At 71.1% G+C, this 17,658-nt stretch carries 14 protein-coding genes and 1 pseudogene; 4 read left to right on the top strand and 11 right to left on the bottom strand.

Annotated features, from left to right (window positions below):
- Positions 1 to 77: 77 nt before the first annotated feature.
- The 4 genes from AC3IYJ_RS30030 to AC3IYJ_RS30015 all read right to left on the bottom strand — a co-directional run bounded on the left by AC3IYJ_RS30030 (position 78) and on the right by AC3IYJ_RS30015 (position 3,227).
- On the bottom strand, positions 78 to 992 hold the full coding sequence (locus AC3IYJ_RS30030) for an ADP-ribosylglycohydrolase family protein (RefSeq protein WP_489397646.1): 915 nt from the start codon (positions 990 to 992) through the stop codon (positions 78 to 80).
- 11 nt (positions 993 to 1,003) lie between these two features.
- On the bottom strand, positions 1,004 to 1,663 hold the full coding sequence (locus AC3IYJ_RS30025) for a histidine phosphatase family protein (protein WP_489397645.1): 660 nt from the start codon (positions 1,661 to 1,663) through the stop codon (positions 1,004 to 1,006).
- A 101-nt stretch (positions 1,664 to 1,764) separates the two neighbouring features.
- On the bottom strand, positions 1,765 to 2,370 hold the full coding sequence (locus tag AC3IYJ_RS30020) for a YdbC family protein (RefSeq protein ID WP_384651390.1): 606 nt from the start codon (positions 2,368 to 2,370) through the stop codon (positions 1,765 to 1,767).
- A gap of 32 nt (positions 2,371 to 2,402) precedes the next feature.
- Positions 2,403 to 3,227, bottom strand: a complete 825-nt coding sequence (locus tag AC3IYJ_RS30015) for an arylamine N-acetyltransferase family protein (protein ID WP_489397644.1) — start codon at positions 3,225 to 3,227, stop codon at positions 2,403 to 2,405.
- 81 nt (positions 3,228 to 3,308) lie between these two features.
- Between AC3IYJ_RS30015 and AC3IYJ_RS30010 the strand changes: the two genes are divergently transcribed.
- Positions 3,309 to 4,268, top strand: a complete 960-nt coding sequence (locus AC3IYJ_RS30010) for a DUF1152 domain-containing protein (RefSeq protein ID WP_489397643.1) — start codon at positions 3,309 to 3,311, stop codon at positions 4,266 to 4,268.
- Between the two features lie 40 nt (positions 4,269 to 4,308).
- Here AC3IYJ_RS30010 and AC3IYJ_RS30005 read toward each other — a convergent pair whose 3' ends face one another.
- Positions 4,309 to 4,854, bottom strand: coding sequence for a MarR family winged helix-turn-helix transcriptional regulator (locus AC3IYJ_RS30005; protein WP_489397642.1), 546 nt, complete (start codon positions 4,852 to 4,854; stop codon positions 4,309 to 4,311).
- A gap of 62 nt (positions 4,855 to 4,916) precedes the next feature.
- Between AC3IYJ_RS30005 and AC3IYJ_RS30000 the strand changes: the two genes are divergently transcribed.
- Positions 4,917 to 5,369 carry a MarR family winged helix-turn-helix transcriptional regulator gene (locus AC3IYJ_RS30000; protein WP_489397641.1) on the top strand — a complete coding sequence of 151 codons (453 nt, stop codon included), beginning with the start codon at positions 4,917 to 4,919 and terminating at the stop codon, positions 5,367 to 5,369.
- A 14-nt stretch (positions 5,370 to 5,383) separates the two neighbouring features.
- Here the strand turns inward: AC3IYJ_RS30000 and AC3IYJ_RS29995 are convergent, their stop codons facing one another.
- Both AC3IYJ_RS29995 and nrdR read right to left on the bottom strand, forming a co-directional pair.
- Positions 5,384 to 8,281 (bottom strand): vitamin B12-dependent ribonucleotide reductase, encoded by a 2,898-nt coding sequence (locus AC3IYJ_RS29995; RefSeq protein WP_489397640.1) that lies wholly within the window; start codon positions 8,279 to 8,281, stop codon positions 5,384 to 5,386.
- Positions 8,282 to 8,429: 148 nt separating this feature from the next.
- A complete protein-coding gene (gene nrdR, locus AC3IYJ_RS29990) occupies positions 8,430 to 8,942 on the bottom strand; it encodes a transcriptional regulator NrdR (protein WP_384651380.1) in 513 nt (170 codons plus the stop codon).
- A gap of 489 nt (positions 8,943 to 9,431) precedes the next feature.
- Between nrdR and lexA the strand changes: the two genes are divergently transcribed.
- Entirely contained in the window at positions 9,432 to 10,223 is a 792-nt protein-coding gene (gene lexA, locus AC3IYJ_RS29985) for a transcriptional repressor LexA (RefSeq protein WP_214953278.1), read from the top strand.
- Between the two features lie 148 nt (positions 10,224 to 10,371).
- Here lexA and AC3IYJ_RS29980 read toward each other — a convergent pair whose 3' ends face one another.
- The 4 genes and pseudogenes from AC3IYJ_RS29980 to AC3IYJ_RS29965 form a co-directional block, all read right to left on the bottom strand.
- The gene (locus AC3IYJ_RS29980; RefSeq protein WP_489397639.1) at positions 10,372 to 12,342 is read right to left on the bottom strand and encodes an ATP-dependent DNA helicase; all 1,971 of its coding nucleotides are present in this window, start codon (positions 12,340 to 12,342) and stop codon (positions 10,372 to 10,374) included.
- A 52-nt stretch (positions 12,343 to 12,394) separates the two neighbouring features.
- Positions 12,395 to 12,889, bottom strand: a pseudogene (locus AC3IYJ_RS29975) (IucA/IucC family C-terminal-domain containing protein); the annotation flags it as partial.
- A gap of 303 nt (positions 12,890 to 13,192) precedes the next feature.
- Positions 13,193 to 13,849 (bottom strand): GNAT family N-acetyltransferase, encoded by a 657-nt coding sequence (locus tag AC3IYJ_RS29970; protein WP_489397638.1) that lies wholly within the window; start codon positions 13,847 to 13,849, stop codon positions 13,193 to 13,195.
- A 31-nt stretch (positions 13,850 to 13,880) separates the two neighbouring features.
- Positions 13,881 to 15,947, bottom strand: coding sequence for an IucA/IucC family protein (locus tag AC3IYJ_RS29965; RefSeq protein WP_489397637.1), 2,067 nt, complete (start codon positions 15,945 to 15,947; stop codon positions 13,881 to 13,883).
- Positions 15,948 to 17,364: 1,417 nt separating this feature from the next.
- Between AC3IYJ_RS29965 and AC3IYJ_RS29960 the strand changes: the two genes are divergently transcribed.
- Entirely contained in the window at positions 17,365 to 17,544 is a 180-nt protein-coding gene (locus AC3IYJ_RS29960) for a hypothetical protein (RefSeq protein ID WP_489397636.1), read from the top strand.
- Positions 17,545 to 17,658 lie beyond the last annotated feature (114 nt).

Here is a 17,658-nt window from a genome sequence, read left to right as displayed (position 1 = left end):
CAGTTTTGAACAGGCTCAAAAGAGTCCTGTGTCAGGACCGTGACAAACGGAAAGGCATGGACCGGCACGGACCGCCGCTACCGCGCCGTCTCGGGCAGCCAGGCCGGCAGCGCCTCGGTCCGTGCCAGCCAGGCGGCCGGCAGCACCTCGTCCCCGCGCGCGCCGAGCACCCCGCCGACGATCGCGCAGGTCGTGTCGACGTCGCCGCCCACCTGCGCGGTGGTCCAGAAGGCCCGCTCGTAGTCGCCCAGGCCCCGCGCCGCCGACCACAGGGCGAACGGCACGGTGTCGTGGGCGCTGGTGCGCCGCCCGCAGCCCAGTACGGCCGCGACCGTGGTCGCGTCGCTGTAGTCCAGCATGTCGCGCGCCCGCCGCAACCCGGCGCCCACCGCGCTGCGCGGCACCAGCGCGATCACACCGTCCAGCAGGTCGGCTGCCGTGGGAGGTCCGGCCGGGGCGGCCGCCAGCGCGGCCGCGGCGGCCACGGCCATCGCCCCGCAGACAGCTTCGCGGTGCTGGTGGGTCGTGTAGGCGGAGATCTCCGCCTGGTGGGTGGCCTGCTCGGGGTCGTCCGCGTACCAGGCGCCCAGCGGGGCGACCCGCATGGCCGCACCGTTGCCCCACGAGCCCTGCCCGTTGAACAGTTCGGCGGCGAGCGTGCGCCAGTCCGCGCCCTCGCGCACCAGGCGCAGCATCCGGTTGACAGCGGGGCCGTAGCCGCGGTCGAAGTCGTGGTGGTGGGCGAAGGAGGAGGCCAGAGCGTCCTGGTCCACCCGGTCGTGCTCGGCGAGCACGGCCACCACCGAGCAGGCCATCTCGGTGTCGTCGGTCCACTGCCACGGATCGCTGCCGAGGGGCAGCTCGCGCCGCTTGAGCAGCGGGTAGTTGACGGGGACGAAGTACTGGGAGCCCAGGGCGTCCCCCAGGGCCAGCCCACGGAGGCTGGCCATGGCGCGCGCGTAGCGCCTTTCGGAAGAGGAGTCAGAGGTCATCGCGCGTCACTCTAGCCGTCCAGGTCGTAGGGCTCGGGTGTGGTCCACCGCTCAAACGGGCGGTCCATCCGGTACCGGCCGTCGGGGCCCAGCAGCAGGACCCGGTATTCGCCGTTGCCCGGGTTGGAGAGGGCCTCGAACTCGGCCACGGACCAGTGGAACCAGCGCATGCAGAACAGTCTCATCGTCAGCCCGTGGGTCACGAGCAGCACGTTCTCCGGGTGGTCCGGGGCCTCGAAGCTGCGGTAGAGGCTTTCCAGGAAGGAGCCGACGCGGTCGTACACGTCGGCGCCCGACTCCCCTTGCGCGAAACGGTAGAAGAAGTGTCCGTACGCGTCGCGGTACGCCTTCTGCAGCCGTACGTCGTCCCGGTCCTGCCAGTTGCCCCAGTCCTGCTCGCGCAGCCTCGGCTCCTCGCGCATCCGGACCCGCGCCGGGTCCAGGCGCAACTCCCGGAAGGTCTGCAGGGTCCGGCGGTACGGAGAGACGTACGCGCTGATGGACTCGTCCGCGAAGAGCTCGCGCAGCCGGACGCCGGCGTCGGCGGCCTGCTCGTGCCCGGTGCGGGTGAGCCTCAGGGCGTGGTCGGGCTCCCGCTCGTACACCGAGTCATCGGCATTGCCCTCCGATTCCCCGTGCCGGACAAGGACGATGCGTCGTGGTCGAACCATCCCACGACCCTATTCGGCCACCGGCGGGCATGCCGACCGGGCACGCCGGTCGGACGAGCCGCGGTCGTACGGCCAGCTCTTCATACGGTCATTTCGTACGGTCATACCGTCCAGGAAGGTTCCAGATCGACGACGTCACCGGTGAGGGCCTCCACGTCGGCCTGGATCTGGGCGCGCAGCGAGAGCCGCTCGACCCGCTCCTGGCGGTACTTGCCGTGTTCGGCCGCCGCCTGCCACATCGACAGGACGAGGAACTCCCGGCCGGGTGCCTCGCCGAAGAGGCCCCGGATCATGCCGGGCGAGCCCGCCATGGCCGGATTCCACACCTTCTCCTGCATGAGGGCGAAGTGGTCCACCCTGCCCTCGCGCACCCGGGTATGGGCGACCCGGACGACGTCGGCGTCGGTGAACCTCGGCTCGAAGCCGGTCTTCACATCGAAGCGGTGGTCGAAGAGCGTGACCCGCGCGTCGGTGAAGGTGCCGTTCTGCGAGGCCGCCAGCCGGTCGTGCGACCGCGCCATGAAGGAATCGTAGAAGGAGCGGCTTTCCCAGAACGCGAAGACATGCGCCACCCCCTGCCGGCCCCGGCTCCAGCCGCCGCCCTGTCCCCGGAAACCCGGTTCGCCGGGCAGCCCAGCCCATTTTCGCTGCCCGCGCTCGAACCCGCGTCGGTCCGTCACCGTGCAGCGAATCCACTTGACCAGCACTGCGCCATCGTACGGGCCCGGCGGGGCCCGGGTCAGTCCCCGGCGCGGTAGATCCGCAGGAGTTCCGCCGCGTCCCGATCGGGCAGGCGAAGCCCGAACTCCCGGTCGAGCAGGGCGAGCAGCCCTTCGGCCTCCACCTCCCTGCGCTCCGTCCGCCCGTCGGGCGTCAGCCGGGTGAGCTCCCGGCCCACGAGCGCCAGCCGGGCCCGGTCGCCCGGGCGCTGGACGATGACCTTGCCGGCGAAGGAGGAGCGGGGGTGCGAGGAGCTGTAGTGGTTGAGCACCACGTAGTCGACGGGGTGGTAGGGCTGCGGGGAGAAGGCGTACAGGTCGCGCCAGGCTCCCTCGCGCAGGGTGCAGAGCACGAGGACCCCGCCCGCCTCCTCCCGGACGCGGAACACCCACTCCCCCTGGCGCACCTCGGTGCCGGGGCGCACCAGCGGCACGGGCTCGCGCGGCCCCTGCCAGCCGAACCCGGCGTCACAGAGCCAGGGCTCCCCTTCGACGGTGACGACGAGGACGGCGTGCGTCACCGCGAGGAGGGTGTCCCCGCGGCTGCGGTTGCGGGCACCGCGCCCGGAGACCTCGAAGCCGAGCCGCTCCAGGGCAGCGGCCAGCAGCAGGTTCTGCTCGTAGCAATAGCCGCCGCGGCGCTCGTGCACGAGCTTGTCCTCGACCGCCTTGACCTCCAGCGCGACAGGGCGGCCGAACAGTACGTCCAGACTCTCGAAGGTGATCGCACCGGTGTGGGCCCGGTGTACTTCCTTCAACGTCGCCGGATCCGGCCGGAGTTCCCCGCCCTCCCATCCGATCCTCGCGAGATAGGCACCCAGGTCCAACTGGTCACCGTTCCACATGGCTCCCCCGCTCCCTCGCTCACTCGCCGTACCTTGAAATCCCGGGGCGTCCGGTCGCAACGTCCCCGCACAATGATGGTCATGACCGCCCTGCACTCCAACCCGCTCTTCACCCGCCTGGCTTCGGCCGAGCGGATCCTCGTCGCCGGCGCCGGCGGTGGCTTCGACATCTACTCCGGCCTCCCCATCGCCCTCTCCCTCATGCACCAGGGCAAGGAGGTCCACCTCGCGAACCTCTCCTTCAGCGCGCTCGCGGGCCTCCCGGTGGAGGACTGGGTGGCCCCGGACCTCGCGGCCGTCACCCCGGAGACCTCGCCCCACCAGGCCTACTTCCCCGAGCGGACCCTGGCCCAGTGGCTGCAGCTGCACGACTACCCGTCCACGGTGTACGCCTTCCCCCAGGTCGGCGTGCAGCCGCTGCGCGCCGCCTACCAGGAGCTGATCGACCTGCACCGCATCGACGCGGTGGTCCTGGTCGACGGCGGCACCGACATCCTGATGCGGGGTGACGAAGCCGGCCTCGGCACACCTGAGGAGGATCTGACCAGCGTGGCGGCGCTGGCCGCGCTGGACGACGTACCCGAACGCCTCGTCGTCTCGGTGGGCTTCGGCGTGGACGCGTACCACGGGGTGAGCCACGCGCTGGTGCTGGAGAACATCGCGGCGCTGGAGCGGGACGGGGCGTACCTCGGGGCGTTCTCGATACCCCGCGCCACCCGTGAGGGCGCGCTCTACCTCGATGCCGTGACCCACGCCCAGGACCACACCCCGGAGCATCCGAGCATCGTGAACGGCTCGGTCGCCGCGGCCGTCCGCGGTGCCTTCGGGGACGTCCGGTTCACCAGCCGCACCCGGGACAGCGAGCTCTTCGTGAACCCGCTGATGTCCTTGTGCTTCGCCTTCGAACTGACCGGCCTCGCCGCCCGCTGCCTCTACCTCGACCGGATCGAGAACACCCATCTCATGCGCCAGGTGAGCTCCGCGATCTCGGACTTCCGAGAAGAAACGATTACTCGGCCCGCCCGCACCATCCCGCACTGAAGCGCGAGCCGGGGGCGCCGACCGGTCGCCCTCCTGCCCGTCAGCCGCCGGCCGGGCCCCGCTCGCGCAGGCCCGCGATCGCGTCGACATACTTGACCATGAGCCGGGCCAGGTCGAGCCGGTCGAGCTCGGACCAGTCGGTCGTCACGTACTCGAACGCGGCGCGCTGGTGTGCCCGGAAACGGCCCAGCAGGTCCACGCCCTGCGGGCTCAGGCACAGGATGGTGCGCCGGCCGTCGCGCTGCGAGGCGGCCCGGACGAGGTAGCCGCTGGAGATGCAGTCGGAGACCATCCGGCTGGCCACGGACGGATCCACGCCGAGCCTCTCGGCGACCGACCCGACCGTCACCTCGCCGTCCGGAGCCTTCGCACCGTCTTCGACGATGTTGAGCACGAGCGTGCGCGTCATGTCCTTCGGCGACAGGGGATTCTCCACCTCGGCCAGTACCGACCGGCGGAGCTTGCCGAAGGCCGGACCGACGGCATCCAGCAGCGCGGCGGCCTCGTCCGGGCCGTAAGCACGCACGGGTCCGCTCACGAATCCACTCGCCGGTCCGCTCTCGGGTCCGCTTTCGGGCGTAGTCATGACCACCACCCTACCGAATCGCATGTTGACCCGAAACTATATGCATGCAAGCATGCATATCCATGAAGCCCATCGGATACTGGCTGAACCGCACCGACCTGGCCCTCACCCGTTCCATGGACGCCCTCCTCGCCGACGCCGGCCTGACCCGGCTCGGCTGGCAGGTGCTCAACTCGGTCGAAGCGGGCCCGACGGCGCCCGCCGACGTACACGCCCTCCTCGCCGCCAACGCCGACAGCGCGACCCTGACCGGCACCGTCGAATCCCTCACCGCCGACGGCTGGCTCCGCGAGGAGCCGCCCGGCGCCCTGTCCCTCACCCCCGCCGGCCGCACCCGCTTCGCCGCCGCGGCCACCCGCGTAGCCGCCTTCCGCGAGCGGTCGACGAAGGGCATCACCCCGGAGGAGTACCGCACCGCGATCTCCGTGCTGGAGCACATCACCCGCAACGCGGAAGAGGGGACCGGCATCATGCCGGTCCCCTCTTCGTCAGCTATTCAGCCGCTGCGGCCCTGAGGCCACGCCCGGTATCAGCTGCAACCGCTGGTGGAGCCGCAGCCCTCGCAGATGTAGCAGGAGCCGGCGCGCTGCATCTTCGTGCCGCAGGAGAAGCAGAGTGGGGCGTCGGCGGAGACGCCGAGCTGCATCTCGACCAGTTCGGCGTTGGAGTGCGCCGTCTTGGGGGCCGGGACCGGGGCGACCGCCACCGCGACCGGCTTCGGGGCCACCGGGGGAACCGCCGCGAGCGGGGCCGACTGGGTCAGGGACTCCGTGTCGAGCTGCTCGTCGAGGGGCTCGTAGGAACCGGTGTCCAGGTGACGCTGACGCTCCTCGGCGGAGTGGATGCCGAGGGCCGAGCGGGTCTCGAAGGGCAGGAAGTCGAGCGCCACGCGGCGGAAGATGTAGTCGACGATCGACTGCGCCATCCGCACGTCCGGGTCGTCCGTCATGCCGGCCGGCTCGAAGCGCATGTTCGTGAACTTCGCGACGTACGTCTCCAGCGGGACGCCGTACTGCAGACCGACCGAGACGGCGATCGAGAAGGCGTCCATCATGCCCGCGAGGGTGGAACCCTGCTTGGACATCTTCAGGAAGACCTCGCCGAGACCGTCGTCCGGGTAGGAGTTCGCGGTCATGTAGCCCTCGGCGCCACCGACCGTGAAGGAGGTGGTGATCCCCGGGCGGCCCTTCGGGAGGCGCTTGCGGACCGGGCGGTACTCGATGACCTTCTCGACCGCCGTGCGGATCGTGTCCTCGGCCTTGGCCGTGACCTCGACCTTCTCCTCTTCCTTCTTCTTCGCGGAGAGGGGCTGGCCGACCTTGCAGTTGTCGCGGTAGATCGCGAGCGCCTTGACGCCCAGCTTCCACGCCTCGAAGTAGATCTCCTCGATCTCTTCGACGGTCGCCGTCTCCGGCATGTTGACCGTCTTGGAGATCGCGCCGGAGATCCAGGGCTGGATCGCGGCCATCATGCGGACGTGGCCCATCGCGGAGATGGCACGCTCGCCCATCGCGCAGTCGAAGACGGAGTAGTGCTCGGTCTTCAGGCCCGGGGCGTCGACGACCACGCCGTGCTCGGCGATGTGAGCGACGATCGCCTCGATCTGCTCTTCCTGGTATCCCATGCGGCGCAGGGCCTGCGGGACGGTGCCGTTGACGATCTGCATCGAGCCGCCGCCGACGAGCTTCTTGAACTTGACCAGGGCCAGGTCCGGCTCGACACCGGTGGTGTCGCAGGACATCGCGAGGCCGATGGTGCCGGTCGGCGCGAGGACGGAGGCCTGCGAGTTGCGGAAGCCGTTCTTCTCGCCGAGTCGGACGACGTCCTGCCAGGCCTCGGTGGCCGCGGCCCAGATGACCTTGTCCAGGTCCTCGGTGCGCGGGGCGACGGCGTTGGCGTCGGCGTGCTGCTTCATGACGCGCTTGTGGGACTCGGCGTTGCGGGCGTAGCCGTCGTACGGGCCGACGATCGCGGCCAGTTCGGCGGAGCGCTTGTAGGCGGTGCCGGTCATCAGCGAGGTGATCGAGGCGGCGAGGGTGCGGCCGCCGTCGGAGTCGTAGGCGTGGCCGGTGGCCATCAGCAGGGCGCCGAGGTTGGCGTAGCCGATGCCCAGCTGGCGGAAGGCGCGGGTGTTCTCGCCGATCTTCTGCGTCGGGAAGTCCGCGAAGCAGATGGAGATGTCCATCGCGGTGATGACGAGCTCGACGACCTTGGAGAAGCGCTCGGCGTCGAAGGACTGGTTGCCCTTGCCGTCGTCGTCGAGGAACTTCATCAGGTTCAGCGACGCGAGGTTGCAGGACGTGTTGTCCAGGTGCATGTACTCGCTGCACGGGTTCGACGCGGTGATGCGGCCGGACTCGGGGCAGGTGTGCCAGTTGTTGATCACACCGTCGTACTGGATGCCCGGGTCGGCACAGGCCCACGCGGCCTCGGCGAGCTTGCGGAAGAGCGACTTGGCGTCGACCGTCTCGATGACCTCGCCGGTCATGCGGGCACGCAGGCCGAACTCGGTGCCGTTCTCCACGGCCGTCATGAACTCGTCGTTCACGCGAACGGAGTTGTTGGCGTTCTGGTACTGGACGGACGTGATGTCGTCGCCGCCCAGGTCCATGTCGAAGCCCGCGTCGCGCAGGGCGCGGATCTTCTCCTCTTCCTTCACCTTGGTCGCGATGAAGTCCTCGACGTCCGGGTGGTCCACGTCCAGGACGACCATCTTGGCCGCACGGCGGGTGGCGCCGCCCGACTTGATGGTTCCGGCGGACGCGTCGGCGCCGCGCATGAAGGAGACCGGACCCGAGGCGTTGCCACCGGAGGAGAGGAGCTCCTTGGAGGAGCGGATGCGGGAGAGGTTCAGGCCGGCGCCGGAGCCGCCCTTGAAGATCATGCCCTCTTCCTTGTACCAGTCGAGGATCGACTCCATGGAGTCGTCGACGGCCAGGATGAAGCAGGCAGAGACCTGCTGCGGCTGGGGCGTACCGACGTTGAACCACACCGGCGAGTTGAAGCTGAAGATCTGGTGCAGGAGCGCGTAGGTCAGCTCGTGCTCGAAGATCTCGGCGTCGGCGGGCGACGTGAAGTAGTCGAAGTCCTCGCCGGCCTTCGTGTACGTCTTCACGATCCGGTCGATCAGCTGCTTGAGACCGGTCTCGCGCTGCGGGCTGCCGACAGCACCACGGAAGTACTTGCTGGTGACGATGTTGACCGCGTTCACCGACCAGAAGTCGGGGAACTCCACGCCGTACTGCTCGAAGTTGACCGAACCGTCGCGCCAGTTGGTCATGACGACGTCACGGCGCGCCCAGGTCACCTCGTCGTACGGGTGCACGCCCGGGGTGGTGTGGATGCGCTCGATACGCAGGCCGCTCTTGGCAGTCTTGGTCCCCTTGGCGCGGGAACCTCGTGCCGAGCTGCTCGCCGTCTCTGTCATGCCGCTTCCTCCCATATGCGGGCAAAAACGCCCTAAAGTGCCATCGATATTCCGCGGCACGGTGCTGTGTGTATGTCTGTGTAGCTACGAATCTGCGATTCCATCGCCGGACCGGGCGGACGGCCGCGCTGCGGGCGCGACCGCCGGATCAGTCGGCGGCGGAGGCGGGCACGGGGACCGAAGCGGTCCCACCGGGCTCGCACTCCTCGGGGTGGGACCGCGGCACGCGGAGTTCCGCGATGGCGGTCTCGAAGTCTTCGAGTGTGTCGAACGCCTTGTAGACGGACGCGAACCGGAGGTACGCGACCAGGTCGAGTTCCTGCAACGGGCCGAGTATGGCCAGACCCACGTCATGCGTGGTCAGCTCGGCGCTCCCGGTGGCGCGCACCGCCTCTTCGACCCGCTGGCCGAGTTTGGCGAGGGCGTCCTCGGTAACCGGCCGCCCCTGGCACGCCTTGCGCACGCCGGAGATGACCTTGGTACGGCTGAAGGGTTCGGTCACCCCGCTGCGCTTGATCACCATCAGCGAGGCCGTCTCCACCGTCGTGAAGCGACGGGAGCAGTCGGGGCACTGGCGGCGTCGGCGGATCGACGTGCCGTCGTCGGTGGTCCGACTGTCGACGACACGGCTGTCGGGGTGCCTGCAGAAGGGGCAGTGCATGGTTCCCTCACCCTTCTCTTGGCACGACTGAATCACCTCATGAGACCCCTGAACGGCAGAGTCGAAGCTCTGTCGGGGGGCTCATGAAGCAGCCACAAGCATATGCGATGTCGGGGCCTTCGGCAGACCGACGACCACAACCTCTGGGCGGCAGCGCTCATCCAACCACTAGATCTTGGGTTGTGGTGGATTTACGTCGCTCCGCGTGTCGCGGCGCCCGATGGCCTGATCCGAGGCCTCGCGGTGCCACACTGGGCCCGGACCCGGACGGTGGCGACCCGACCCGGAAGGGTACCGTAAGCAGTGACTCCGGAGCCGAACCTCCGTTCGGTCCAGACGGCCCGCCGATCGGCTACCGGCCGTCCATACACCCCCCGGCGTGAACACGGCGGATGATCTGCGATTTTTCACTCGAACGTGTGTTTGGCGCAACCTTTCGAAAGCAACTACCGTTGTCCAGCTAGGGAGAACATTTCGAGAGGGGCCGACGTGACCACCACCGCAGACAGTGCCACCATCACTGCCCAGAACCGCTCCCAGAGCCGACTTGAGCCGGTGCATGCCATGAACGACGCAAGCCTGAACCCGGAGGCGGAGCCCGTACGCCCCGCACGCTCGCTGCCAGGGCGACCTCCAGGCATCCGCGCCGACAGCTCCGGGCTCACCGACCGGCAGCGGAGGGTCATCGAGGTCATTCGCGACTCGGTGCAGCGGCGGGGTTACCCGCCGTCGATGCGGGAGATCGGCCAGGCCGTCGGCCTGTCCAGCACGTCGTCGGTCGCACACCAGCTCATGGCCCTGGAGCGCAAGGGTTTCCTGCGCCGTGACCCTCACCGCCCCCGGGCGTACGAGGTACGCGGCTCCGACCAGCCCAGCTCGCAGCCCACGGACACCACCGGCAAGCCCGCGGCCTCGTACGTCCCGCTGGTCGGCCGGATCGCGGCCGGCGGCCCGATCCTCGCCGAGGAGTCGGTGGAGGACGTGTTCCCGCTCCCCCGCCAGCTGGTGGGCGACGGCGAGCTGTTCTGCCTCAAGGTCGTCGGAGACTCGATGATCGAGGCCGCGATCTGCGACGGCGACTGGGTCACGGTCCGTCGCCAGCCGGTCGCGGAAAACGGCGACATCGTCGCCGCCATGCTCGACGGCGAGGCCACGGTCAAGCGGTTCAAGCGCGAGGACGGCCACGTCTGGCTGCTCCCGCACAACGCCGCCTACCAGCCGATCCCCGGCGACGAGGCCACCATCCTCGGCAAGGTCGTCGCCGTACTGCGCAGGGTCTGAAGCCCCGCGCCCTCATCCAGCCCTGGGACCCACTGCGCCGGTCCCAGGGCTGTTCTGCTTCTTGCGGCTAAACCGCCGCCGCTCTCGCGGACGTGGTTGCTCGCCGCTTGGGTTGCTCAATTGATGGTTGCCGCTCGTGCTCCCATAACTACTTCCCGTCGGCCTGCGCGGAGGCGTCGATCGCCGCCAGTGAGCGGCGGACCTGGTTGCGGTCCGTGGTGTACCAGAAGTCCGGCAGCGTGGCCCGCAGGAAGCTCCCGTACCGGGCCGTGGCCAGCCGGGGGTCCAGGACCGCGACGACACCCTTGTCCCCGGTGGCCCGTACGAGACGGCCCGCGCCCTGGGCCATCAGGAGCGCCGCGTGCGTCGCCGCCACGGCCATGAAGCCGTTGCCGCCGTGCTCCTCGACCGACTTCTGCCGGGCGCTCATCAGCGGGTCGTCGGGGCGCGGGAACGGGATCCTGTCCATGACCACCAGCTGACAGCTGGGTCCGGGGACGTCCACGCCCTGCCACAGGGACAGGGTGCCGAACAGGCAGGTCTTCGGATCGGCCGCGAAGTTCTTGATCAGCTCGCCCAGCGTCTCCTCGCCCTGGAGCAGGATCGGGTTCTCGAGCCGGCCGCGCAGCTCCTCGGCGGCCGCCTTCGCGCCGCGCATGGAGGAGAACAGTCCGAGGGTGCGGCCGCCGGCCGCCTCGATCAGCTCGGCGAGCTCGTCCATCATGTCGCCGCGGGTGCCCTCGCGGCCGGGGGTGGCCAGGTGCTTGGCGACGTAGAGGATGCCCTGCTTGGGGTAGTCGAACGGCGAGCCGACGTCCAGGCCCTTCCACTGCGGCACGTCGTCCCCCTCGACACCCTCCGGGGACAGTCCGAGCGAGGCCGCGACCCCGTTGAAGTCGCCGCCGAGCTTGAGGGTGGCCGAGGTCAGCACCACCGAGCGCTCCGTGAACAGCTTCTCGCGAAGCAGGCCGGACACCGACAGCGGGGCGACCCGGACCGTGGCACCGAAGCGGTCGTGGCGCTCGTACCAGACGACGTCGTACTCGGACCCGTTCATGATCCGCTCGGCCACGCCGTGCACGCTCTCCACCGCGGCGAGGGCCTGCTTGCGGACGGCGTCCTCGTCGTGGACGGACTTGTCGCGGGTGTTGCCGATCGCCGAGATCACGTTGCGCGAGGCGTCGCGCAGGGCCATCAGCGCGTAGCCGAGGTCCTCGGGGATCTCCTCCAGCCGGCCGGGGAGCGCCAGCTCCATGACGCGCTCGAAGGTCTCCGAGGCGGTCTGCAGGGAGTCCGCGGTCTTCTCGTCGACCAGTTTCGCCGCCCGCTTCACGGCACGGTTCACCTGGCCGGGGGTGAGCTCGCCGGTGGCGACGCCCGTCACCCGGGAGACCAGCTCGTGGGCCTCGTCGACGATCAGTACCTCGTGCGAGGGGAGCACCGGGGCGCCCTCGATGGCGTCGATGGCCAGGAGCGCGTGGTTGGTGACGACCACGTCCGCGAGCTTGGCCCGCTCGCGAGCGGCCTCCGCAAAGCACTCGGCTCCGTACGCGCACTTCGTCGCACCCAGGCATTCGCGGGAGGAGACGGAGATCTGCGACCAGGCCTTGTCCGAGACGCCCGGGGTCAGGTCGTCGCGGTCGCCGGTCTCGGTCTCGTCCGACCAGTCGCGCAGGCGCAGCAGGTCCTGGCCCAGCTTGCTGGTCGGGGTGGCCGCCTCGAACTGGTCGAAGAGGCCGTCCTCCTCGTCCTGCGGGGCGCCCTCGTGCAGGCGGTGCAGGCACAGGTAGTTGGAGCGGCCCTTGAGCATGGCGAACTGCGGGCGGCGGCGGAGCTGCGGATGCAGCGCCTCCACCGTCCGGGGCAGGTCGCGCTCGACGAGCTGGCGCTGGAGGGCCAGCGTCGCCGTGGCCACGACCACGCGCTCGCCGTGCGCGAGGGCCGGCACCAGGTAGCCCAAGGACTTTCCGGTGCCGGTGCCGGCCTGGATGAGGCGGTGGGAGTTGTCGTCGATCGCTTCGGCGACGGCTTCGGCCATGGCCACCTGGCCGGGGCGCTCCGTGCCGCCGACGGCGGAGACGGCGGCGTGCAGCAGGTCGGGGAGGGAGGGCTTCGTCATAGCACTGCCAACCCTACGGGGCGCCACCGACAGCGGCCGCACCGACGAGGACTCACGGCCGGTACAAGGGGTTCGGCACGGTGCCGTGCTGGACGGCGTGCGGACGGTCGGGGCGGTCTCGGTAGCCGTCCTCGTAGAGCCGGTTGCGGTTGAGGCAGAGCCGCCCGATGCGTTCACCGAGGAGGTCGAAGAGCTCGTAGCGCTCCTTGAGCTCGGGGAAGCGGGCCTGGTGGCGCAGGATCTCCGCCCGTACGAGGGACCAGAAGTCCTCCTCCGGGACGCCGAGCTGGTCCTCGCAGAGAGCGGAGAGGTGGCGGAAGACTCCGACGGAGAGCCCTGAGTGGAAGAACCGGGGCAGGAAGCCGGCGGGCTCGCTGAGCAGCACCGCGCGAACCTCGTCGGGCATGGCCGCGAGCTCGGGCAGGGGATCGTCGCTGACGTTGACGTCGTCCACGAAGTCCTTGACCGCGAGCCGGACCGGGACGTCGTGCTCATCGAAGATCACGACGACGTTCTCGCCGTGCGGGGAGAAGACGGTATCGCGTCGGGGGCGACGCGCCGGCTGCCGTACGCGCGGCGGCGGGCGCGGAAGCGCGAGGCTGCTGCCGTCGTCGAGGGTCAGGGTCCAGGCGTCACCGGAGGCCGCCGGGACGGGGGGACGGGGGGACGGGGGGCGGCGTCCGAGAAGTGGGGGCCGGAGGAGTCGGGGGTTGCGGAGAAATTCGGCACGGGGGTCCTCGAAGATCGGGAACTTTGCTGCGCGGCGCAGAGTTTTCGAAGGGAGAGGTGCGGAGGACGACTGAGGGCGGGGCGGGCGGGCTCGAGGGATCCGGGACTTGCGGGGCGGCACTCAGAGGAGATTGCGCAGCGCCCGTTCGCGGATCATCAAGGCCGCGCGCTTGCCGGGCAGTTCGATCTCCGCGGAACAGCGGAAGCCGGAGCTCAGGAAGGCTGATACGGAGGGGGTGTTGCGGATGTCCGGTTCGGCGATGACGCGCATGCAGCGGGGACGGTTGTCGAGCACCAGGTCTGCGACGGCGCGCAGGAGCGCCGTGCCCAGGCCCCTGCCACGGTTCGTGCCGTCTCCGATGAGCAGGTGGATACCCGTGTCGTGGGGGCGCGCCGGGTAGTACGCGGAGAGCGGGTCGAGGTCGGCCCGGTAGATCTCCCAGTAGCTCATCGGCGTGCCGTCGAGGAGGCCGAGGCACGGGATGCTGCGGCTGTCCCCGTCCAGCTGTGCCTGCGTGTGGGCTGCGGTGACGGCGGCGGGGCCGGCGAGTTCCCAGTAGGCGGCCACCTCCGGGTCGTTCATCCAGTGGGTGAGCAGCTCCAGGTCACGGCCGAGGCGGACCGGTTCGAGACGGAAGAGTCCGGCCCACGTGGAGACACCGCCCCAGCTCGCCGGGGAGTCGAGCAGGTCCGCTTCGGCGAGCAGCGGCAGCAGCTCGGCGGTGAGACGCGGCTCGGCGTCACGGGGCGCGTCGGTGTGGAAGTCGGTGGAGGGCATCGGGGGTCTTCTCCGTGTCGGTGGTGACGCGTCAATCGTGAAGGGGGTTGGCGATGGTGACGTAGACGGACTGGGTGTCGACGGGGCCGACGAGCTCGTCGAGGCCGCCCAGGCGGGTGAGCAGATTCGCCTTGCAGCGCAGGGTGGGTGAGTCGAGCAGCCGCGCGGGGAGCGGGCCGAGGTCCAGGGCCTTGCCGAGGAACCTGCGGAAGGCGGCGAGCAGAACGCGTTCGTCGGCGAGCCGCTGGGATCCGAAGGCTCCGATGAGGCCGAGCACGTTGTTGATGCCGAGGTAGTAGGCGAAGCGTTCGTCGGTGACGGCGTCGGAGACGAAGGTGTCGCTGGCGGCGCCGATACCGGGGAGCCGGTGTTCCAGTTCCGTGCGGCGGGAGGCGCGAAAGTAGTAGCCCTGGTTGTCGCGGTAGCGGCCGCCGACCGGCCAGCCGGCCGGGTCGAGGAGGACCAGCGTGTTCTGCTGGTGCGCTTCGAGGGCGATGCCGGCGAGAGCGTCGAAGGCGAGGACCGGCAGGACGACGTGGTCGAGGTAGCGCAGGAACCACTCGGCGGAGACCGCGGAGGTCGTCCGCCCGGTGGTGGCGGCGAGACGCGAGACGGTCTCGGCGAGCCGGGAGCTCATGGTGGTCCGACCGGGCCACGGGCGGAGCGCGGTGAGTGCGGCGACGCAGAGGGCGTCGTCGCCCGGACGGAAGGGGTTGTGGCGCAGCAGGACGTCCAGGCCGGGGACGTGGGTGCCGTCCGCGGCGTTCACGGCCACCCAGGCGGGGTCGCGGACGATGTCGAAGCCGGGGTGGGCCGCCTGCCACCGCTCCGCGAGTCCGGTGCGGAGCAGCCGGTGGACCTCGACGCCTCGGCGGAGTTCCTTGCGGAGGTTCTCCCGGCGGGAGTTGGTGATGCGCAGGCCCAGGGAGAGCTTGAGCATCACAGGGGCACCGGGCCGGTGGACGGTGCGGATGGAGGAGGTGGGATACCAGGGCTCTCCGTACGGGCCCAGGTCGTGCAGGAGTCCCGCGTCGCGCAGGGCGGTGACCGCGGGGCGCTGGAGCAGGTGGCGGGCCTGCCAGGGGTGAAGGGGAAGGGGGGTGGTGTCCTCGGGCACGGGGAGGCCGGGAGCGAGGCGGCCCAGCAGCCGGGCGGCGGAGACCGGGCGGCCGCGTTCGGTCCAGGCGGAGTCGGTGGCGAGCGCTGTGGGCGCGACCGCCACCCAGTGGAGGGGGAAGGAGCCGTGGAGTTCGGGTGAGTAAGCGCGCACTTCGGATTCGGAGAGGCCTTCGCGGCTCTTCGGGGTCGGGTGCAACGGGTGACCGAGAAGGAGGGATTGTTCGGCGGTGAGGAACCGGTCCTCGGCGACGGGAGTGGGGGCGGTCGGCCGTCGGCGGCGATCGGTGATGAACTCGGCGGTCCGGTGCACCGAGTCGGCGACCCGGCCGACGAGGTCCGCACCACCTGGGCCGGCGTTGCCGGAGGGGGTGATGAGAGAGCCGGCGCCGCCTCGGACGACGGCACGGCCCTCGCGGGAGATGAGGGCGGCGAGGGTGACGGCATCCACGGCGGGGGCGTCGACGGCGGCACCTTCGAGCAGGGCCGGGCCGAAGCGGTGCCAGCCGGCGGCCGACCAGTAGCGGACGGCGACGAGCAGGGCGGCGCCGGATGCGGGCAGGGGGACGCGCAGCACGGGCCCGGTGGGCTGCCCGAGCCCGGTCTCACGTACCCAGCACCGCAGCAGGTTCTCCACCGAGGCGGCCTCGGCGGCGACCACGGGGTCGGGGTGGTCCAACAGGTCGGCCGCTCCCGTCCGGGGTCTGACGGCGCCGTCCTTCTGCCGGGGGACACTGGCGCCGACGTCTCCGCCGAGCCGCGGCTCGGCGGCCATCCAGGGCATGCCCGGGCCCGGCATGCCCGGCATGCCCGGCATGCCCGGCGTGGCGTCGGCCGGGCCGGTCGAAGCATTGCCCGGCCCGGCGGCGGATCCGGGGGGTGCGGCAGCCGGTTGCTGGGGCTGCCCCGCCGGTTCGGCACTGCCGGAACCCGCCGGGGACGGCCTGCGGCGTGCCTCGTCGGGCGTGCCATCGGCGGCCATGGAGAGGGCCGCGGGCAGCACGGAGGCCGCGGGGGGCGCTGGCCAAGCCCCATCGGCATTACCCACTGGCGCGGGCGGCACCGGTGCTGTCCGGCCGTGCGCGGACGGGGACAGCCCGGCCCGGTTCCCCGGAGCGAGGGGTACGGCCGGGCCGGCAAGGCCGGAGTTCGAAGGGCCGGGGCCCACCGGGGACGGTTCGGCCACCGCTCCGGCGACGGGCGCCGAGGCGGCCGGGGCCGCCGGAGCCCCCGCCGGGCCGGTCAGCTTCAACGCCCCGACGGGACCTGGCACTTCCGGTCGGGCGACGAAGACAGGGCCCGGAGGCTGGACGGGGGCGGGCCCCGGAGACCGATCCAGCACCCCACCGAAGGCGCCTGGCGAGACGGGCGGCTCGGGCCGGAGCGGGGCGGGACGGGCCGAAGGCGGTGCGGTCGCGCCGCTGGCGGCCGGGTCGGGGTTCCTGCCGTCCGAGCCCGTGCGCGTGGCGTCGACGCCGAGGCCGGCCGGAGTCGGGGGTCGCAGCAACGAAGGCCAGGTGGAAGCGGGAGGGGAGGTTGCGGCCGCACCGGTGGCAGCCGGCGAAGCGGGAACGGGCGAGGACCAAGCGGACCCACCGCCCACCGGGGTCGGACCGCCCAGGGCCGGAGCCAACGGGGTGATCGGCCCGAACCCGGCCGGGCTGCTCGAACCAGCCGGGCTCGCCGAACCATCCCGCCCGACCGGACCCGACGAGCCGACCGGTCGATCCCGACCTGCCGAGCCGGCCGGGCTCGCCTGGCTGACCGCGCCGGCCGGGGGCTGTTCCGACGGAGGGAGAGGGCGAGGAGACCTGGTCGGGGCTGCGTTGGCGGTCGTCGGTGACGGCAGCTCCGGGGCGGTCTCTGGAGCGGAGGTCATGTCAGGGCGCGGGGCGGCGGCTGTGGGCGGTACGGGGGCGCTGCCCGTGACGAGTGGGATGTCCGCCGGTCCGCCGTGCGGGGCCACTGACGTCCTGGACTCGTTCCCTCCGAGTGGCACGGTGCCCCAGGCCGGGGCGCCTGATGGCGCGGGCCCGGCCGGGATGACCCAAGCCAGCGCGGGCTCGGCCTTCGTGAAGGGTTTGCTCACGTAGGTGGGGGTCGGATGCACTGGCGTCGGCGGTAGGAGTGTTCTGGGGGCGGCCGGAGGCAGCGTCCCTGCCGTGGGCAAGGGCATGGGCGTGGCCGCCGGCGAGGGCGAGGGCGTAGATCCTGCCGGGGCAGCGTTGGACGGTCCGGCGGTAGGTGCGGCGGTAGGTCCGGGAGCAGTCTCGGAGTACGGGCCCTGCGGTGATCGCATCGGCAGAGTCGCCGCGGGAAGAGGCGGAGTCAGCCCGGCAGTGGATGCGAAGCCTCCGACGGGGGCGGCCGGGACACCGGGCGGCCATGCGGTGGCATCCATGGCCGGGGACTCGGAGCCGGGGGCGATCGCGGCCGAGGGCTGCGGGGCGGGGAACGTCGCGGCCTCGGCCTCGGAGCCCTGCGCGGGGGCGGTCCCGGCCAGGGGCTGCGGGTCGGAGAACACCCTGGCCTCGGACCCGGAGCTCCGCACAGGGGCGATCGGGCTCGGGGGCTGCTGATCGGGGAACGCCTCGGTCGCGAACCCGGAGCCCCGCACAGGGGTGGCCGGGGCCGGGGACTGCGGGTCGGGGGACGGACCGGCAGCGGAGCCGGAGCTGTGCGCGGGGGCCGTC

Source organism: Streptomyces sp. GL_140 (genome assembly GCF_057834465.1).
The sequence above is the reverse complement of the archived record's forward strand: the minus strand, read 5'-3'. Positions and strand labels throughout refer to the sequence as shown.